General features: G+C 63.5%; 6 protein-coding genes. 2 read left to right on the forward strand and 4 right to left on the reverse strand.

All coding sequences use genetic code 11. From position 1 onward, the window contains the following. Positions 1-625 precede the first annotated feature (625 nt). On the reverse strand, positions 626-1,579 hold the full coding sequence (locus BLT00_RS30215; protein ID WP_092150904.1) for a helix-turn-helix transcriptional regulator: 954 nt from the start codon (positions 1,577-1,579) through the stop codon (positions 626-628). Positions 1,580-1,849: 270 nt separating this feature from the next. On the opposite strand from BLT00_RS30215, the gene BLT00_RS30220 reads away from it, so the two are divergent. Then, the gene (locus BLT00_RS30220) at positions 1,850-3,895 is read left to right on the forward strand and encodes a TonB-dependent receptor (protein WP_256572802.1); all 2,046 of its coding nucleotides are present in this window, start codon (positions 1,850-1,852) and stop codon (positions 3,893-3,895) included. A 26-nt stretch (positions 3,896-3,921) separates the two neighbouring features. Here BLT00_RS30220 and BLT00_RS30225 read toward each other — a convergent pair whose 3' ends face one another. Genes BLT00_RS30225 through BLT00_RS30235 form a run of 3 tightly spaced genes read right to left on the reverse strand, consistent with a single transcriptional unit; the run spans position 3,922 to position 10,078 of the window. Continuing rightward, positions 3,922-6,069 carry a TonB-dependent receptor gene (locus BLT00_RS30225; RefSeq protein ID WP_092150909.1) on the reverse strand — a complete coding sequence of 716 codons (2,148 nt, stop codon included), beginning with the start codon at positions 6,067-6,069 and terminating at the stop codon, positions 3,922-3,924. A gap of 32 nt (positions 6,070-6,101) precedes the next feature. After that, positions 6,102-9,197, reverse strand: coding sequence for a hypothetical protein (locus BLT00_RS30230; protein ID WP_092150912.1), 3,096 nt, complete (start codon positions 9,195-9,197; stop codon positions 6,102-6,104). Then, entirely contained in the window at positions 9,194-10,078 is an 885-nt protein-coding gene (locus BLT00_RS30235) for an ABC transporter ATP-binding protein (RefSeq protein WP_092150915.1), read from the reverse strand. The genes BLT00_RS30230 and BLT00_RS30235 overlap by 4 nt, the downstream gene beginning before the upstream one ends. Before the next feature lie 308 nt (positions 10,079-10,386). Between BLT00_RS30235 and BLT00_RS30240 the strand changes: the two genes are divergently transcribed. Beyond that, positions 10,387-16,824, forward strand: coding sequence for a non-ribosomal peptide synthetase (locus BLT00_RS30240; RefSeq protein ID WP_092150918.1), 6,438 nt, complete (start codon positions 10,387-10,389; stop codon positions 16,822-16,824). Positions 16,825-16,836: the final 12 nt, after the last annotated feature.

Genomic DNA, 16,836 nt, shown 5'->3' on the forward strand with positions numbered 1-16,836 from the left:
TAGCACACTGGCAAACGGGCAGATCTCCCAGGGTAATTCGCGCGACCTTCCTGCTTATGCCTGTCGGATCTACGTCACAGCGTTCCGTGCAAGTATTGGGCTTTGGCAATTTTGGCTACCTTACCCCGCTGCACCGCCTAATCCGCTTCCTGTTCGTCAGGCCAGCATTTTGCCTCGGGCTTCCTTCAGATTCGCAGTCACCCGCGACACCCTTGCCTCTGGCTAACACTTCCCCTTGCCGGGTGTGTAGAGGACTTTCACCTCCAAGTCACCAGCGTGACCACCACAGCCAAGCTGGTTGCGCTTGCGCGCAACGCGCCATGCCTGGCGCACCAAAAAAAAGCCACTCATCTGAGTGGCTTTTTTCTGAATCTTGGAGCGGGAAACGAGACTCGCATCTGGTGTCCGACTCATTGAATTTTAAGGGGTTTATTTTCTTTTTAGAGCAGGAAAAGACTTGATTCTGGACTTGTTTGAATTCCGCTTCAAGGAGGAAAAAATAGGTCTTTCCATTCGACAGCGCTAGCGTGGCTTTTTCCGGAAAGCTTGCAGTGCGACGTGGAGAAAACAGACTCCAGGTTCGTTAATACGCCACGCAGAGACCATTCTTCCTAACGAACGGCGCTCACTTTACCGAAATCGATAACTTGCTCCTCCCGCCATGTTTGAGAAGCGAAGGGTTGATCCCGAACTGTTTGCGAAACGCCGTGGCGAAATGGCTCGCGTTGGCATACCCAAGGTCCGACGCGATTCTCATCACCGACTCTTCTCCGTTCAACAATCGACTCCGGGCCTGGATCATCCGCGCTTGCTGGAAGACGCCGTAGACGCTGTTCAAGAACAATTGGCGAAACCCGCGTGTAAGCTTTGGTTGGCTCATCCCGGACTCGCGAGCGAGTTCTGACAGGCTTGGTGCCTTGCCAAGATCCGCGAGCAGCCGTTCACGTGCGCGAAGCAAGCGTTGGCGATCGATGTGGCTGACGCGGCAGGTGCAGTCGACATTGTGGCGCGCCTCCAGGAACAGGCTGACCAGGGTGACGCTTTGACCGTACAGCCAAAGGCCGCTTCGGGGTTGGCTACTCGGTGAATCAGGCCCCTGGTCCATCGCCGTGCACAACAGATGCGCCGTCGCGCTCATTTCGCCGCTGCGGTGCCCCTCAAGAAAACAATGATCGCAAGCCAGTGCTTTGTTCAGCAGCGGATCGAGTTTCAACTCCCACTGTACCAGCACCTCGGGACGGATCATCACCGTGATGTTGTCGATCTCCCCGTGCTGGTGATAAAGACCGTGGCGACGACGCCCGTAGCTGATGCAGCCGGCGCCTTCGTCGATCACGTAGCGACGCTGCCGACGACCATCACGAAAGCTGCAGGCAGCCTTGCCCTTGAGCAGGTTGGTAAAACTGAAATGGATACATTCGCTATCGTCCTGCAAAGGTAATTCGATCGGCTGCTCGAACTTGCTTTGCCAACGCACGATGTCGAGGCCGTCCTGCAGGTTCATTCGCGTGACCCGACAGTGCGCCCCAGGCCCGAGATCACTTCCATATTCTCCCGTGATTATTCGCGAGACCGGCATCGGCTCTCCTGCCCCTCCTTGAACGACTGACATCGTGAATCTCCTGGTTGACCGGATACGGCTCGAATCAGATCACATTGGGGTGGATCTATGCAATTGATAATTATTAGCATCTGGCGCGCTCCCCATTTCTGCGCCAATTCGTTGCAGCCAACGTAACGCGCACCGATCAGAATCCTCGCTCAAGGACCTACAATGTCTGCACGACGCAACACGACGGCTACCCCTGGATCATGCTACAAATGTAATACTATAACAATAATTTTAACTTTGACATTGGCCAGTCCGGTACTCGCCGCCACTGACGAGACCTTTGAATTACCCGTCTCGACGGTGACCGCGCGCATGGAGCAGGAAGATCCGCGAAACCTGCCCATCAGCCTGAGCGTGATCAGCGGCGAACAACTGCGTACCCAGCGGCTCGACACGCTGGAAAGCGCCCTGCGCAATACGTCCGGGGTCAACGTCAACTCTTCCGGTGGCCCGAATGACTTCAACGTGCTGATCCGTGGTGTCGGCTCGCTGTACCAGATGTCGATGGATGACAGCTCGGTGGCATTCAACATCGACGGTGTTCCAGTCGCGTCACGCAGTCTCGGTTTCGGCACCTTGGATATCGATCGCATCGAGGTGCTCAAGGGCCCCCAGGGCACGATGTCCGGTGCGATTGGCCAGGCGGGCGCAGTGAACATCACTACCCGGCAGCCGACCCGCGAACCGGAAGGTTATATACGCGGCGAGATGGGTCAGGAGGGCCAGTTCCTCAGCGAAGGTGCCATCGGCGGACCGATCAGCGACAGCCTCAGCGGCCGCCTGGCAGTGCGCCGGGCCGGCTATGACAGCTGGATCGACAACGATCAGACCCACGATCCGATCACCGAGCCACGCAACGAGGCTTATCGCGCCAGCCTGCGCTGGGACCTCAACGATGACACCCATGTGCTGTTCAGCGCTGAACGCCAGAAAACCGAACGCGCCACCAACTCGTTGGTGCTGCGACCTTATGGCAGCGACCCCAGCCTGGACCTGACGCCCGGTCTGTTCGACGACAATTACAAGACCACCGAGCGCTACGCCGTCAAGCTCGATCATGACTTCGCCAACAGTCGCCTGACGTCGACAACCGCGACCTCCACCGCCGATTTCGAAGGCCTGGTCGCCTACGACAGCAAACTGATGGGCGCCCTGTATGGCACGCCCAGCGAGTACTGGGCGATGGACAAATCCTTCGAGCGCAGTTGGAGCCAGGACCTGCACTTGAGCTCGCTGCCCGACGCCGACACGTTCTGGATCGCCGGCCTTGCCGCCAGCCGCAACGAGCGCAGCTACGACACGCCGCGCAATACCTATGGCACCGCCGATGCCAGGTTTCGCGACTTCACCACCACCACGTATGCCGGCTACGGCGAAGTCACCTTCCCGCTCACCGAGCGCCTGAAGCTCACCACCGGCTATCGCCACTCATGGGATCGCAAGACCTACGACGGCCAGTACTTCGCTGGCGCCAGCGTCGTGGACGATTCACGCAAGCTGACTGACCACTACGGCACTGGCCGCGTAGCCCTGAGCTATGCGCTCACCCCGCAAACCAACGTCTACGTGCAATTGGCGCGAGGCTATAAATCCGGCGGGTTCAATGATTATGCCGCGCAGGTCAGCGACAGCGAGCCCTACAAGGCCGCCGTCAGCCGAGCCGCCGAACTGGGCTTCAAAAGTGAAACCGAAGATCGCCGTGGCAGCCTGAACGGTGCGCTGTTCTACACCCGCGTGCACGACGACCACCTGTTGGGCTACAACGCTGCAACCTTCGCCACCAGTGCGTTCAATGCCGATACCCGCACCCGGGGCGCTGAACTGGAAGGCGCTTGGCGCTTCGACCATGGCCTGGCCGTTACCGCCAGCGCCACCTACCTCGACGCCAGGATCACCAGCGCCGTACACGGTATCCAGGCCGGTGACGTCGCCGCCGGCAACCGTACCCCGGATGTTCCACGCTGGAGCGGCAATCTCAACATCGGCTGGCGACACCCCTTGGGCAGCTTTACCAGCCTTGGCGAAACGATCTTGAACACCAGCCTCAATTATCATCTGGTGGGCGAACGCGCAGCCGATCCACAAAACCACTTCAACCTGGACAACTACGAAAAACTCGACCTGCGCGCGGGCCTCGAAAGCCGCTTCGGCGAAGTCTATGCCTTCGCCGACAACCTGCTGAACCAGACCTACGACACCTATGGTTTCTACAGTGACCCTGTAGCCTATGGTGCACCGGCTCGGCGGCGCACCTTGGGTCTCGGCTACACCTATCAGTTCTGACCTGCCCTTGACTCCATGAGGAGCACTCAGAACGAATAACTGTACCCCACGCCGGCCGAGCGCCCCCGGCCCGGCATGCCGGTCAGCACTTGATCAGTTGAGTACGATCCATACAAGTCATATCGCGCATCGAGCAGGTTATCGCCCCACAGGTAGACTTCCGAACCGCCACTCTCCAGGCCCACGTGCAGGTCCAGCTTGGCGTAGCCTTTGAGGTCGTAGTGGTTCTGTGGGTCGGCGGGGCGATTTTTCTGCACGCGATAGTTGAGCAACGTGTTCAGCCGCGGGGCAGGCAAGCCCATGAACTCGCCCAGGTTCCTCTGCCAGGCGATGCTGAAGTTACCGCTCCACAGCGGCACGTCCGGCACACGATTCCCCGCCGCGACATCGCCACCGGAAACGCCCGGTGCATCAGAGGTCACAACCGCGTTGGTGTAGCTCACCGCACTGCCGAGGGTCAGCTCATCAGTGACATGCCAGGTGCTCGACAGCTCGGCGCCCTTGCTGCGGGTATCGGCATTCACGGCACTGACCGCCAGGGTGTTGAAGTCATACCCCAGCAGGTGGTCGTCCTGCACACGGGTCATGAACAACGCACCCTCGAGACTCACGGCACCCTCGGCGCTTTCATGCTTGAAACCGATTTCGGCGGAGTTCACCTTGGCCGCCTTGTAAGGTTCGCTGTCCCTGACCGACGTCGCGTAATCGTTGAAGCCCGCTGATTTATAGCCTCGCGACAGCACCGCATACAGATTCGTCTGCGGCGTGAGCGCGTAGCTCAAGGCCACGCGCCCGGTGTTGTAGTCATTCCGTAACCGGCGATCGTCGGCGACACTATTGCCCCCGCTTGAATAGTCGGCACCGTAGGTCTTGCCGTCCCAGGTGTGGCGCAGGCCTGTGGTGAGCTTCCAGTCTTCGGCGATCGGATACGTCATCTCGCCGTACAGCGCATAACTGTTGGTGGCGAAATCGCGCCTGTGACGGGCGCCGCTGGTGAAGTCGTCGGAGTCGAAGCTACGCTCGGAGCGCGACAGGTTCACCCCGGTCACCCAGAACACCTCGGCATCCTCCAGCGAGCCCAGGCGCAGATCCTGGCTCCACACGCGCTCCTTGGCAGTATCTTCGATCAGGTATTCGAACGGTGATCCGTAGAGAGCCTCGGTGATGTTGCGGTCATAGCCTTTTACCGCATTGAAATCGGTGCTGGTGTATGCACTGATCGAGGTGATCCGCGACTGCGCCAAGTCATGATTGAGCTCGAAAGAATAACGCTCGTTGGTCTTCTGGTTGTCATCGAACGTACCGGGCGTGTAGTCCAGGCTGGGACGGTTGCCAAACGGGCGCAGCATTTCCAGGCCGGCATAATGATCGGCGCGCTGGCGCTCGGCGGTCAGCAGGCCGGTTGTGCCCTGATCGTTGTCCCATAGCAGACTGCCGCGCAGGGCCAGGTCGCGAGGCTTGGTCAACGGGTCGCCGTCCTGCTGGTCGTCGATCCAGTTATCGAAGCCGCTACGGCGCACGGCAATACGCCCCGCGAGGGATTCGGTCAACGGCCCGCCGATGGCACCTTCGGTCATGAACTGGCCCTGGTTGCCAACTTCGCCGCGCACATAACCTTCCAGTTCGCGGGTCGGCTTGCGGGTGGTCACATTGATCGCGCCCGCCTCGCTGTTGCGCCCGAACAGTGTGCCCTGGGGGCCTTTGAGCACCTCCACTTGCTGCACATCAAGCGTGGCCATCGCCGCGTTGCGCACCGACATCGGAACCCCGTCGACATTCAGTACCACCGAGCCGTCGTCCATGCTCATCTGGTTCAGCGAACCGACACCACGGATGCGCACATTGGCATCGTTGGCGCCGCCCCAGGAGTTCACATCCACGCCCGGCGTGGTCCGCAATGCATCCTCCAGGCTGCGCAAGCGCCGGGCTTCGAGGGTCTGTCCATCGATCACGGAAAGTCCGAAGGGAATATCCTTGGCGCTTTCCTCGTTCAACCGGGCGCTGACTGTCAGCGGGGCCAACTCGATGACCTCCGCACTGGTGGAGGGTTGATAGCCGGCGGAATAGGCCGTGCATACCTGGCTGGACAACGCCAGCGCCAGGGTTTGGGTCAACACGTTTTCCCGCCAGCCAAGCGGACGGCGTAGCGGTTGGAGAGACAACTCAGGTGACATGGGAAGCTCCAAAAAACAGGGATGGTTCGAATTCATTGCGCAGGCCCCCAGCGCTTGAGCGCCGTGGTGATTGCCTGATCGGAGGGCGCGCCCAGCAGGCCCTGCATTGCGGCGGGCCATCCCTGGCCGTTTCGGATATTTGTGCTCATCGCCATCAGTTGTCCGGCGCTTTGTCCGGCCACCCAATCCAGGCTGACCAGGGGCGCATAAGACGCAACCCAGCCCTGCTCTCGGGCGTCAGCCAAGGTGCCGATGGGCTCGCCGTCATTGCCCAAGGCACGGGTCAAGTCTTCGCCCATCAACTTCACCAGGGCCGAGCGGGCATCAGCGCCGTCGACATCACCGACACATAGCAGGCCGATCGCGCCCGCCACGCCCTGGCTCAACCAGAGGTAGCCTGGGGCTTGCCGCAGGTCGCTGGCGTCGATCAGCATTCGGCGTGCGAGCAGTTCGGCGATATGCGCGCGGCGCGTCCAGCGCCCGACGCCCGCTGGCGCCACGTCCCAATCCGGCGCCTGACCGAGCAAAAGATGGGTCTGGCTCAACTGGCTGGAGCCCATGCCGGGCGGCCACTGGCTCAGGTGTTCGACGGTCGGGCGATGGCCCAGGCGCCGAGCCACACAAGCGGACATGAGCTCCAGATCCTCGCGGACTTCACGGGCGGTTTGCTGGCGGCCGGCATCGGCGAGTACCTTCACGCCGTCGAGGTCTTGCGTCGCGGCCATGTAGTAGGCGAAGTCCAGTGGCCCGTCGCTTTGTCCGATTAAAGCCTGGCCATCAACCTCGATCAGCCACTGCCACGCCCCCGCCGGCGCCACCGCGTCTACGGCAACTGTCGACCCTGCTGGCAGACTCGGCACCTCAGCCGATAAACCGGCTTCGGCACGCTGCGCCGGCGCACGCAGCAAGCGCTCGCGGTCCAGGCCCAGGCGCGGCATCACGCGGCGCGCCTGCAACCACACCCCTCGCGGTCCCAGCCAGAATGCGTCACCTTCGGACGGCCAGCCGGCGGCTTCCAGCGTCCAGTTCAGTTGCATGCTGCAGCCGCTCGCCGCGCATTCATTCAGAGGCACACGCAGGTGCCCGGCCGCCTGCTCGAAAATCACCGGGCGCCCCATGACGCTCACCGTCGTGATGTGCAAACCCGGCGGCAGTTCGGCGTCCAGGCGCTGATTGGCAGCGGTCACAGCCCCCAGTGTCCACTCGCCTTCGACACGTCGCGCAACGCTGTCGATACGCAAGCGCAAACGTCCTTGCGCTACTTGCCAAGCGCCCGCCCCAGCCAGCCATCGCTGTTCCCATTCGGCGTGCTCGGCCCGTTCCTCGGCCACCGACCGGTACTCGCCCTGCTCTACCAGATGCCGATGCAACAGCACGCCGCTGCCCAGCAAACCGACAGCCCCCAATACCAGCAAAGCACCGGGCAGACTCCACAGGCTGCGGCGTACATCGATGAGACGTCGCCGTTCCGGCCCCCGGGGCAAGACCAGCGCCGCCAACGCGACCAGTACCAGGCAGCCGGCCAGTTTCCAGCTCGTCAAGGTGGCGAGATAAGGCAACCAGGGCCCCCAGCCCGTGAGTTGCGACAACGCCACGTGAGCCGGAATCGCCATGGCATAGGCGGGATAACTGACCAGCCCCAACTCATGGTTGAGCACCAGGAAAAATGTCAGCAGCATCGACGTCGCGTACGCCAGGCCGGAGCGACGGATCAAGGCATGCACCAGCACCGTGAGCATCGCCAGTTCCAGCAACGGTGGCGCGAATACCAGTACCTGATAGATCAGCACAAAGCCTGGGGCCAGGTTACCGGGGGCGGCAATCGCGCTGATCACCAGACTGGCAATGCCCGGCACCAGTGCCAAGGCCGATGTCGCCGTCAGCACGCAGGCCACCCGTCCCAACAAGCGCAGCCATGCCGGCGCCGGGGTCGCTTGCAGCATCGCGCCCAAGCCTTCGACGTCATCGCGCCGGCACACCAGCCCCACCAGCGCTGCGACAATAAAGGCGATCACCAGGAAAGACGCGCTCGATAACAGCGGCAAGATCAGATCCGGCCGCGGCACCATCGGCCCACGTGCATGCCAGACGATGTGGACAAACCCGCTAAGAATGCCCATGGCCAGCAACAACCCGAGGGCTGCCCACCAGAGGCGCCGGGCAAACAACTGACGCACCTGCCAGCGAACCTCGCGCCACAAGGCCCGCGACCACTGGCTGCTGGATAACAGACCCGGCAAGCGCACGTGGCTCGCCAACTGCATCGGTGGCTCGGCCAACATGGTGCCGCTGCGCCGGCCCATCAAGCCTTGGCGGCTGGTGCGGGCCAGGACGACGGCGAGCAGCAGCAAGGGCAACCCACACCACAGCGCCCGGTTCAGCCAGAACCCCGGCGTCAATGCCAACAGCGATCGGGATTTCTGCGTGGCGGACCAGGTTTCCACCTGGGCCTGGGCAAAGGTAAACAGTGACGGATCAAGGCTGGCGGCCAGCAGCGGGTTGATATGCCCGCCCTTGAGCACCACTACCGCGAACATCCACAGCAGCATCAGCACCGTTGCCAAAGCAAACGGCGCGGCCAGGCCGCGGCTGCGCAAGGCCAGCAGGTAATACAACGCACCGATCCCGGTGCTCACCGGCAACAGCAACGCGACCCAGGCAAACCCCAGCGCCGACCAGTTTGGCGCGCCGATGCTCGCCGCTGGCACCCAGCCGAGCCACCCCAGCACCGGGCTGAGCAGAAACCCGACGATCAACGAACTGGCGAGTAAACCACCCACCAGCGCTGCACCGATGAAACGTCCCCACAACAGCGCCGGCAGCGACAGTGGCAAAGCCAGCAACACTTCTTCCAATTGCGCCTTGCGGTCCCTCAGGGCCGGCTGGGCAAAGACCCATGCCCAGGCAAAAAACAGGAAGAACATACAGCCGCACGACATCAGGTAGATCAGGCTCGGGGCATTGCGGGCGATATCGCTGGCGCCCATTTTCTGCACGTAGTCGGCGTTGGCCAGGGACATCAGCAAATAGCCGGTCAGGCCGAGGAACACCAGCAACGGGATGCCGCTGCGCAGGCCGGCGCGCACTTCAACCCAGGCCTCACGCATCAGCAGAGCAAAGGTATTCATGCGTCGATCGCCTCACCCGCCTGGGCCAGGGCCAGGTAATAGATGTCTTCCAGGCGCGGCGCGTGGGGCACGAAGCGAGGGTCGGCAGGACATGCGCCGTGCACAATGACGCGGCTGCCTTGAGGACTGGCGGCCACATGCAAGGCATCGGGCAGCGCCTCGCCACGGTCGAAGGACGCTTCCCACAACCTTCCCTGCTCGGCGCCCAACAACTGCGCCGGGCTCCCTTCGACAATAATCTGTCCACCGGCCAGCACCGCCAGCCGGCTGCAGAGGTTCTCGACGTCCTCGACGATGTGCGTCGAAAGCAACACGATCGATTCGGCGGCGACATCGGCGAGCACTCGATGAAAACGGTTGCGCTCCGCCGGATCGAGGCCTGCCGTGGGTTCGTCGACGATCAACAGGCGTGGAGAGCCCACCAGCGCCATGGCGATGCCGAACCGGCGCAGCATGCCGCCCGAATAAGTGGCAAGCGCCCGATGGGCTGCCTGCCGGAGGTTGACCTTGTCCAGCAGACCCTCGATTTCCTCACGGCGTTGACGGCTGTCGGTTCGTCCCTTGAGCCAGGCAAAACGATCAAGCAGATCCCGTGCACTTACGCCCGGATACGCGCTCAACTGCTGCGGCAGATAGCCCAGGCGGCGGCGCAAATAATCGGCATCGGCCAGCACATCCACTCCGTCCAGGTGAATGCTACCGGCGTCTGGTTGCTGCAAAGTCGCCAGGGTCCGCATCAGACTGCTTTTGCCCGCGCCGTTCGGCCCCAGCAGACCATACATGCCGGGCCCGACGCTCAGGTCCACGCCGCGCAGCGCTTCGACGCCGTTGCTGTAGCGCTTGCGCAGGCCGCGCACTTGTAAACCCGAATCGAAAGACATCCACAACTCCAGACCAGATCAGAGGGACACAGGCCCTGCAAGAGGGCGGCGAGCGACGGTAATCAAGGCCATGGTCGGGCTCTACCCGATTCAAGTCATTTTCCAACCGCATCCTGCGACCGACCGGCATTGCGCGCAGCCACCACGCCACTGCAACCGGTGAGCGAGACGCGGATGCGGGGCAAAAACGATTCGATCCGGGTAGTTGCCAAAATGAGAATGACTAGCATCTTCCTCCAAGCATCTGCCTGCCCCCAGCGCCTGGGCCAACCCCGGTCCGGGCCCTAGTAATGAGAAGACGTTGAGCCATGGCCACTCCCAGCACCTCAACCGCGACACTGCTGCGCCAGTCCCTTTCCCAAGCCCTCGATCTGCCCGCCGAGAAAATTCCCCTGGAGGCGAACCTGATCGAATGGGGGCTGGACTCCGTCACCCTGATTCGCCTCGCCGGCCAATGGCGCCGCCAGGGCCTGGCCGCGCGGTTCGCCGAGTTGATCGCCGACCCGCGCCTGTCAGCCTGGCTGGCACTGCTCGATGTGGCGACCCCTGCCCCCGCCGCGCCCACTGTGCAAGTAGACGAAGGGCAGCCCTTCGAACTGGCGCCGATGCAACACGCCTACTGGATCGGGCGTGCGCCCGGCCAGCAATTGGGCGGTGTGGCGGCGCACTTCTATAACGAATTCGATGGCCGCGACGTTGACCCCGCCCGCCTGGAAGCCGCCGTTCGGGCGCTGCTGGTGCGGCACCCGATGTTGCGCGCGCAGTTTCTCGACGACGGCCGCCAGCAGATCCTCGCGCAGAGCCCTTGGCCAGGATTGAAAGTGCATGACTTGCGCCAGGCCAGCGTCGATCAACAGCAACAACGACTGGAGGCGTTGCGCGCGGAGCTATCCCACCGCCAATTGGCCGTTGAACAAGGTCAGGTACTGGATATCCAGTTGTCGCTGCTGCCCGACGGGACTCGCCTGCACTTGAACCTCGACATGCTCGCAGCCGATGCCTTGAGCCTGCGCATCTTGCTCGGCGACCTGGTGCAGTTGTATCACCAACAGCCCCTGGCCGCGCTGGACTACAGCTTCGCCTGTTACCTGGCCGACCTGCGCGATGAACAGGCCGACCCTGAGCAGCTTGCTCGTCATCAACACGCCCGTGACTACTGGTTGCAGCGCCTGGACCGGTTGCCCGGTGCTCCGCGCCTGCCCGTCAAGACCCAGGGCGACGATCGCCAGGTGCGGCGCCGTCACCATTGGCTGCCGCCGTCCCAGCGCCAGGCCTTCGAGCGCCACGCCCGGGAACAGGGGCTCACGCCGGCGATGGCCCTGGCGGCGGTGTTCTGTGAAGCCCTTGGTGCCTGGTGCGAGACGCCCGAGCTGCTGCTCAACCTGCCGCTGTTCAACCGCACCCCGTTGCATGCCGATGTCGACCGCCTGGTTGGCGATTTCACTTCATCGATCCTGCTGGCTTGGGACGGTCATGTCGCCGGCACTTTTGCCGCTCGCGCCACGGCCCTGCAACGACGCTTCCACAGCGATGCGGCGCACAGCGCGTTTTCCGGTTTGGAGGTGTTGCGCGAGCTGTCGCGGCAACGCGGTGAGCAAGTGCTGGCACCGGTGGTGTATACCAGCGCCCTGGGGCTAGGGGAATTGTTCGCCGAGGGCGTGCAGGCGTGTTTCGGCGAACCGGCCTGGATCATTTCCCAGGGCCCGCAGGTGTGGCTCGACGCTCAGGTTACCGAACTGGATGGTGGCATCCTGATCAATCTCGATGCCCGTGAGGGGCTGTTCGCCGACGGGGTGCTGGACGGTTTGTTCGAGGCCTACATCGGCCTGTTGCAGCGCCTGTGTTTTGAATCTTCGGCCTGGGATCTGCCGCCGCCGGCGCTGATCCCCGCCAACCAACTTGAGGTCCGCAACAGCGTTCAAGGCCAGGTCGCGCCCCTGCCGGAACAGCGCCTGCACGAAGCCTTTTTTGCCCAGGCGCGCCTGACGCCAGACCTGCCCGCGTTGTTGCACGGCAATCAGCCCGTCATCCACTACGGCCAGCTGGCCGAGCGCGCCCTGAGCGTGGCGGCCTACCTGGAAGGCCAAGGCGTCCGGCGCGGCGATGTGGTGGCGTTGCAACTGCCCAAGGGGCCCGAGCAGGTGATTGCGGTGCTGGGCATCCTGGCGTGCAGCGCCACGTACCTGCCCATAAGCGTCGATCAACCTACGGCGCGTTGCCAGAAAATCCGTGAGTCATCGGGTGCACGCTTATTGCTCACGGAACTGCCCGCCACCGGCACCGCGCTGGACGCTCCGCGGCCCGGAGCAATCAACGACCTGGCCTATATCCTCTATACCTCGGGCTCCACAGGTGAACCCAAGGGCGTGGAAATCAGTCATCAGGCGGCCGCCAATACCCTGCAAGACTTGCAACGGCGCTTGCACTTGAACAGTGACGACCGAATCCTCGCGCTGTCGGCGCTGGAGTTCGACCTGTCGGTGTTCGACCTGTTTGTCGCGCTGTCGACGGGGGCCGCGGTGATCGGTATCGAGCCCGAGGCCCAGCGCGATGCCGGACGCTGGCGTGAACTGGCCCTACAGCATCGCGCCAGCGTGCTCAACTGCGTGCCGGCATTGCTCGACATGCTGCTCGGTTGCGCCCCTGCCGACGCCAGCCTGCCGCTACGCGCGGTGTTGCTGGGCGGCGACAAAGTCGCTCCGAATCTGGCGCCACGGCTGTGGGCCCAAGCACCCGGCTGCCGCTTCATGGCTCTGGGCGGTGCCACCGAAACCGCCATCCACTCGACCCTGTTCGAAGTGCTGCCTGGCCAAACATTGCCCTGGCACTGCCTGCCCTATGGCACGCCACTGGATAATGTCCACCTGCGCATCGTCGACCCGCACGGCCACGACTGCCCGGACTGGGTCGCCGGTGAACTGTGGATCGGCGGCACCGGTGTGGCCGAGGGTTATCGCGGCGACCGGGTGCGCACCGCTGAACGCTTTGTAGACTATCAAGGCCTGCGCTGGTACCGCACCGGCGACAATGCGCGCTATCACCCCGACGGCAATGTCGAATTCCTCGGGCGCCGCGATTTCCAACTCAAGCTGCACGGCTACCGCATCGAAGCCGGGGAAGTCGAAACCGCCCTGCTCGCCTGGCCCGGCATCGAGCAGGCGGTGGCGCTGCTGGCCAGCCAGCAACTGGCGGCGGTGGTGCGCCTGACAAATGGCCCCGAAGAGCCCACTCGGTTTGACTCGCCGGGCTTTGCCCGGCATCTCGCCGAGCACCTGCCGGCCTACATGATTCCCGGCACGATCCTGGGGTGCGCGCAGTTGCCCTTGACCGGCAACGGCAAGGTGGATCGTAAGGCGCTGAGCGCCTGGCTGGCCGTGAACAACACTCGCGTACCGGCCAATCTGTCGCCTCCCTGCGGCGACATCGAAACGCAGGTGGCGCGTGTCTGGCAGCAGTTGCTGGGCTGTGACAAAGTCTGCCGTGAAGACAATTTCTTCGCCCTGGGCGGTGACTCCCTGAGCGCCACCCGCCTGGTGCGCCTGCTCGCCGAACAGGGGCTGGGTGGCGCGCGTATCGCCCAGGTCTTTGTCAAACCGGTGCTCGCGCTTTTTTGTGCCGATTTGCATCGACTGACCCAGGCCGAACCGCAGCGCACGATTGTGCCCGACCTGCCGCAACGCCACGCGCCTTTCCCCATGACCGAGGTCCAGCAAGCTTATTGGCTGGGCCGCGATCCGAGCCTGGTACTGGGCGGCGTGAGCTGTCACTTCTATCGCGAATACGACGTTGAGGACCTTGACCTGCCGCGCCTGCAAAACGCCCTAGGGCGCTTGATCGAGCGCCACGAAATGCTCCGCGCCGTGTTCGATCAATGCGGCCAGGCCCGCATCCTGCCCTTGCAACAGCTGCCATCCTTCAAGATCGGCCAGGGCTATGCCAACCTCGCAGACTTGCGCGAACACTGTGCCCATCGCGTGTTCGATCCAGGCCAGTGGCCGCTGTTCGATGTGCAGGCCGTGGCCCACGGCCGCTATACGCGGTTGGCCATCAGCCTGGACAACTTGATCCTCGATGCCCTGAGCATCCTGCGCTTCTACGCAGAACTCGATGCCTTGTACCGTGACCCCGAATTGACGTTGACTCCCCTGGAACTGTCGTTCCGCGACTATCAATTGCAATCCGCCGTGGACGCGGCCGAGCTGCAAGCCGCGCAACAGTTCTGGCAGGAACGCCTGCCCGAGCTGCCAGCGCATCCGCAATTGCCGCTGGCGGTTGACCCCGCCAGCCTTGGCCAACCGCGCTTCGACCGTCTGCAAGGGCAGATCGACGCCCAAGCCTGGGCAGCGATCCTGGCCAAGGCCCAACAGCACGGCCTCACCGCATCGGCGGTACTGCTCTGCGCATTTGCCGAAACCCTCGGCCGCTGGAGTGCGCGCCCGGACCTCAGCCTCAACCTCACGTTGTTCGATCGTCGCGCGCTGCATCCCCAGATCGATCAGGTCATGGGCGATTTCACCTCCCTGACGCTGCTTGGCTATGTACCGGTGCCCGGCGAGCGCTGGATCGACCGTGCCCGGCGTACCCAGCAAACCCTGGGCGAGGCTTTGGAACATCGTTGCCTCGGCTCGGTCAGCTTGTTGCGGCGATTGGCCCGGGGCAATGGCGAGCGGCAGGTAAGCATGCCCGTGGTGTTCACCAGTGCCCTCGGGGTTCCGGATGGCACGGCCGCGCCGGTGGATGGGCCGTTTGCCCGGCAAGTCTTTGGCCTGACTCAAACGCCACAGGTCTGGCTCGACCATCAGGTGGTCGAAGCCAACGGCGGCGTAGCCTTGAACTGGGATTACGTGGTCGGCCTGTTCCCCGAAGGTCTGGTCGAAACGATGTTCGACGCCTACCTGTACAGCTTGAACTGGCTGGCCGAGCACGCCTGGGACAACCCGCCGCCGGACCTGCTGCCGCAAGCCCAGGCGCAACTGCGCGCCCGGCTCAATGCCCCGGGCCCGGGCGTGCCGGGTGACCCGACCTTACACCAAGAGTTCTTCGAACACGCACGCCAAGCGCCACAACGCCCGGCCCTGTTGTGGGGCGAGCATGGCACCCTGAGCTATGGCGAACTCGCCGACCGGGCGCTGCGCATTGCTCGCAGCCTGGTGGACGCAGGCGTCGGGCCGGGCGACCTGGTGGCCGTGTCATTGGCCAAGGGGCCGCAACAGATCGCCAGCGTGCTGGGCATTCTGGCCGCAGGTGCCGCATACCTGCCGGTGGGTGTCGACCAACCGCTGCAGCGCTGCCAACGCATTCTGCAACAGGCCGGTGTGAGCCTGATGCTTGCCGGGCACGACCCGCAGCTGTCGAGCGTCAGACACCTCGATCCGAGCCGCGCGCTGGAAGCTGAACCGCTGTCGGCGCCGCTCGCCGTCCCGGCCGCAGAACTGGCCTACGTGATCTACACCTCCGGTTCCACTGGCCAGCCCAAGGGCGTGGAGATCACCCACCGCGCGGCGATGAACACCGTGACCGAGATCAACCGCTGTTATGGCATCGACGCCAGCGACCGTACCCTGGCGCTGTCAGCACTGGACTTCGATCTTTCGGTATACGACTTGTTCGGCCTGCTGTCGGTGGGCGGTGCGCTGGTGTTGATCGAAGAGGATCAACGCCGTGATGCGCGGGCCTGGCTCAAGGCGTTGCAACACCATGGCGTGACCCTGTGGAACAGCGTGCCGGCCCTGCTGGACATGCTGCTCGAAGCCAACGCCCACGACCGCCAGCCACTGGGCCTGAAAGTGGCGCTGCTGTCGGGGGACTGGATTGGCCTCGACCTGCCGCAACGCTTGCGGCAACAGGCCCCTGACTGCCGCTTTATCGCCCTGGGCGGCGCCACCGAAGCGGCGATCTGGTCGAACCATTTCCAAGTGCAACAACCCTTGCCGGGTTGGCGCTCGATCCCCTACGGCGTGCCGCTGGCGAACCAGGCTTACCGGGTGGTCGATACCCTGGGGCGGGACTGCCCGGACTGGGTCACCGGCGAGCTGTGGATTGGTGGCGCCGGTGTCGCTCGCGGCTATCGTCACGCGCCACAGTTGAATGCCGAGCGCTTTGTCGATGGCTGGTACCGCACCGGCGACCTGGGCCGCTACCACCCCGACGGTTTGTTGGAGTTTCTGGGCCGCGCTGACAGCCAGGTGAAGATTGGCGGCCATCGCATCGAGCTGGGCGAAATCGAAGCCGCCCTCGCCCGCCACCCCTGCGTAAACACAGCGGTGGCACTGGTCGCCAATAACCAGCTGATGGCCGCCGTCACCGCCAGCACCGAGGCGCAGGCCCTGGCGCGACACCTGGAGCAATGCCTGCCGGGGTACATGCGCCCGGAGCAGATCCTGGTGCTTGAACACCTGCCTCTGAGCAGCAACGGCAAGGTCGATCGCCGCGCGCTGCAGGCCGCCCTGGCCGACGCCACCCAAACGCGCACGGTGGTAGACGAGCAACCGCTGCGCCCGGACGAACGGGTGATCGCCGAACTCTGGCAGCAATTGCTCAACGTGCCGAGCGTGTCACGCCACGACAACTTTTTCCGCCTCGGTGGCGACAGCCTCCTGGCCACGCGCTTTCTCGAAATGCTGCGCACCCGCCTGGGCGTTGAACTGCCCATGGGCCAGTTGTTCGGCGCCGCCACCTTGACCGAGGTGGCGCAAATCCTTGAGCGCCAGCCGTCTTCGGACACCGTTGAAGAGGGTGTCATCTGATGCCCGCACAAC

This window comes from Pseudomonas sp. NFACC51, assembly GCF_900103575.1.
Taxonomy (GTDB): Bacteria; Pseudomonadota; Gammaproteobacteria; order Pseudomonadales; family Pseudomonadaceae; genus Aquipseudomonas; species Aquipseudomonas fluorescens_Q.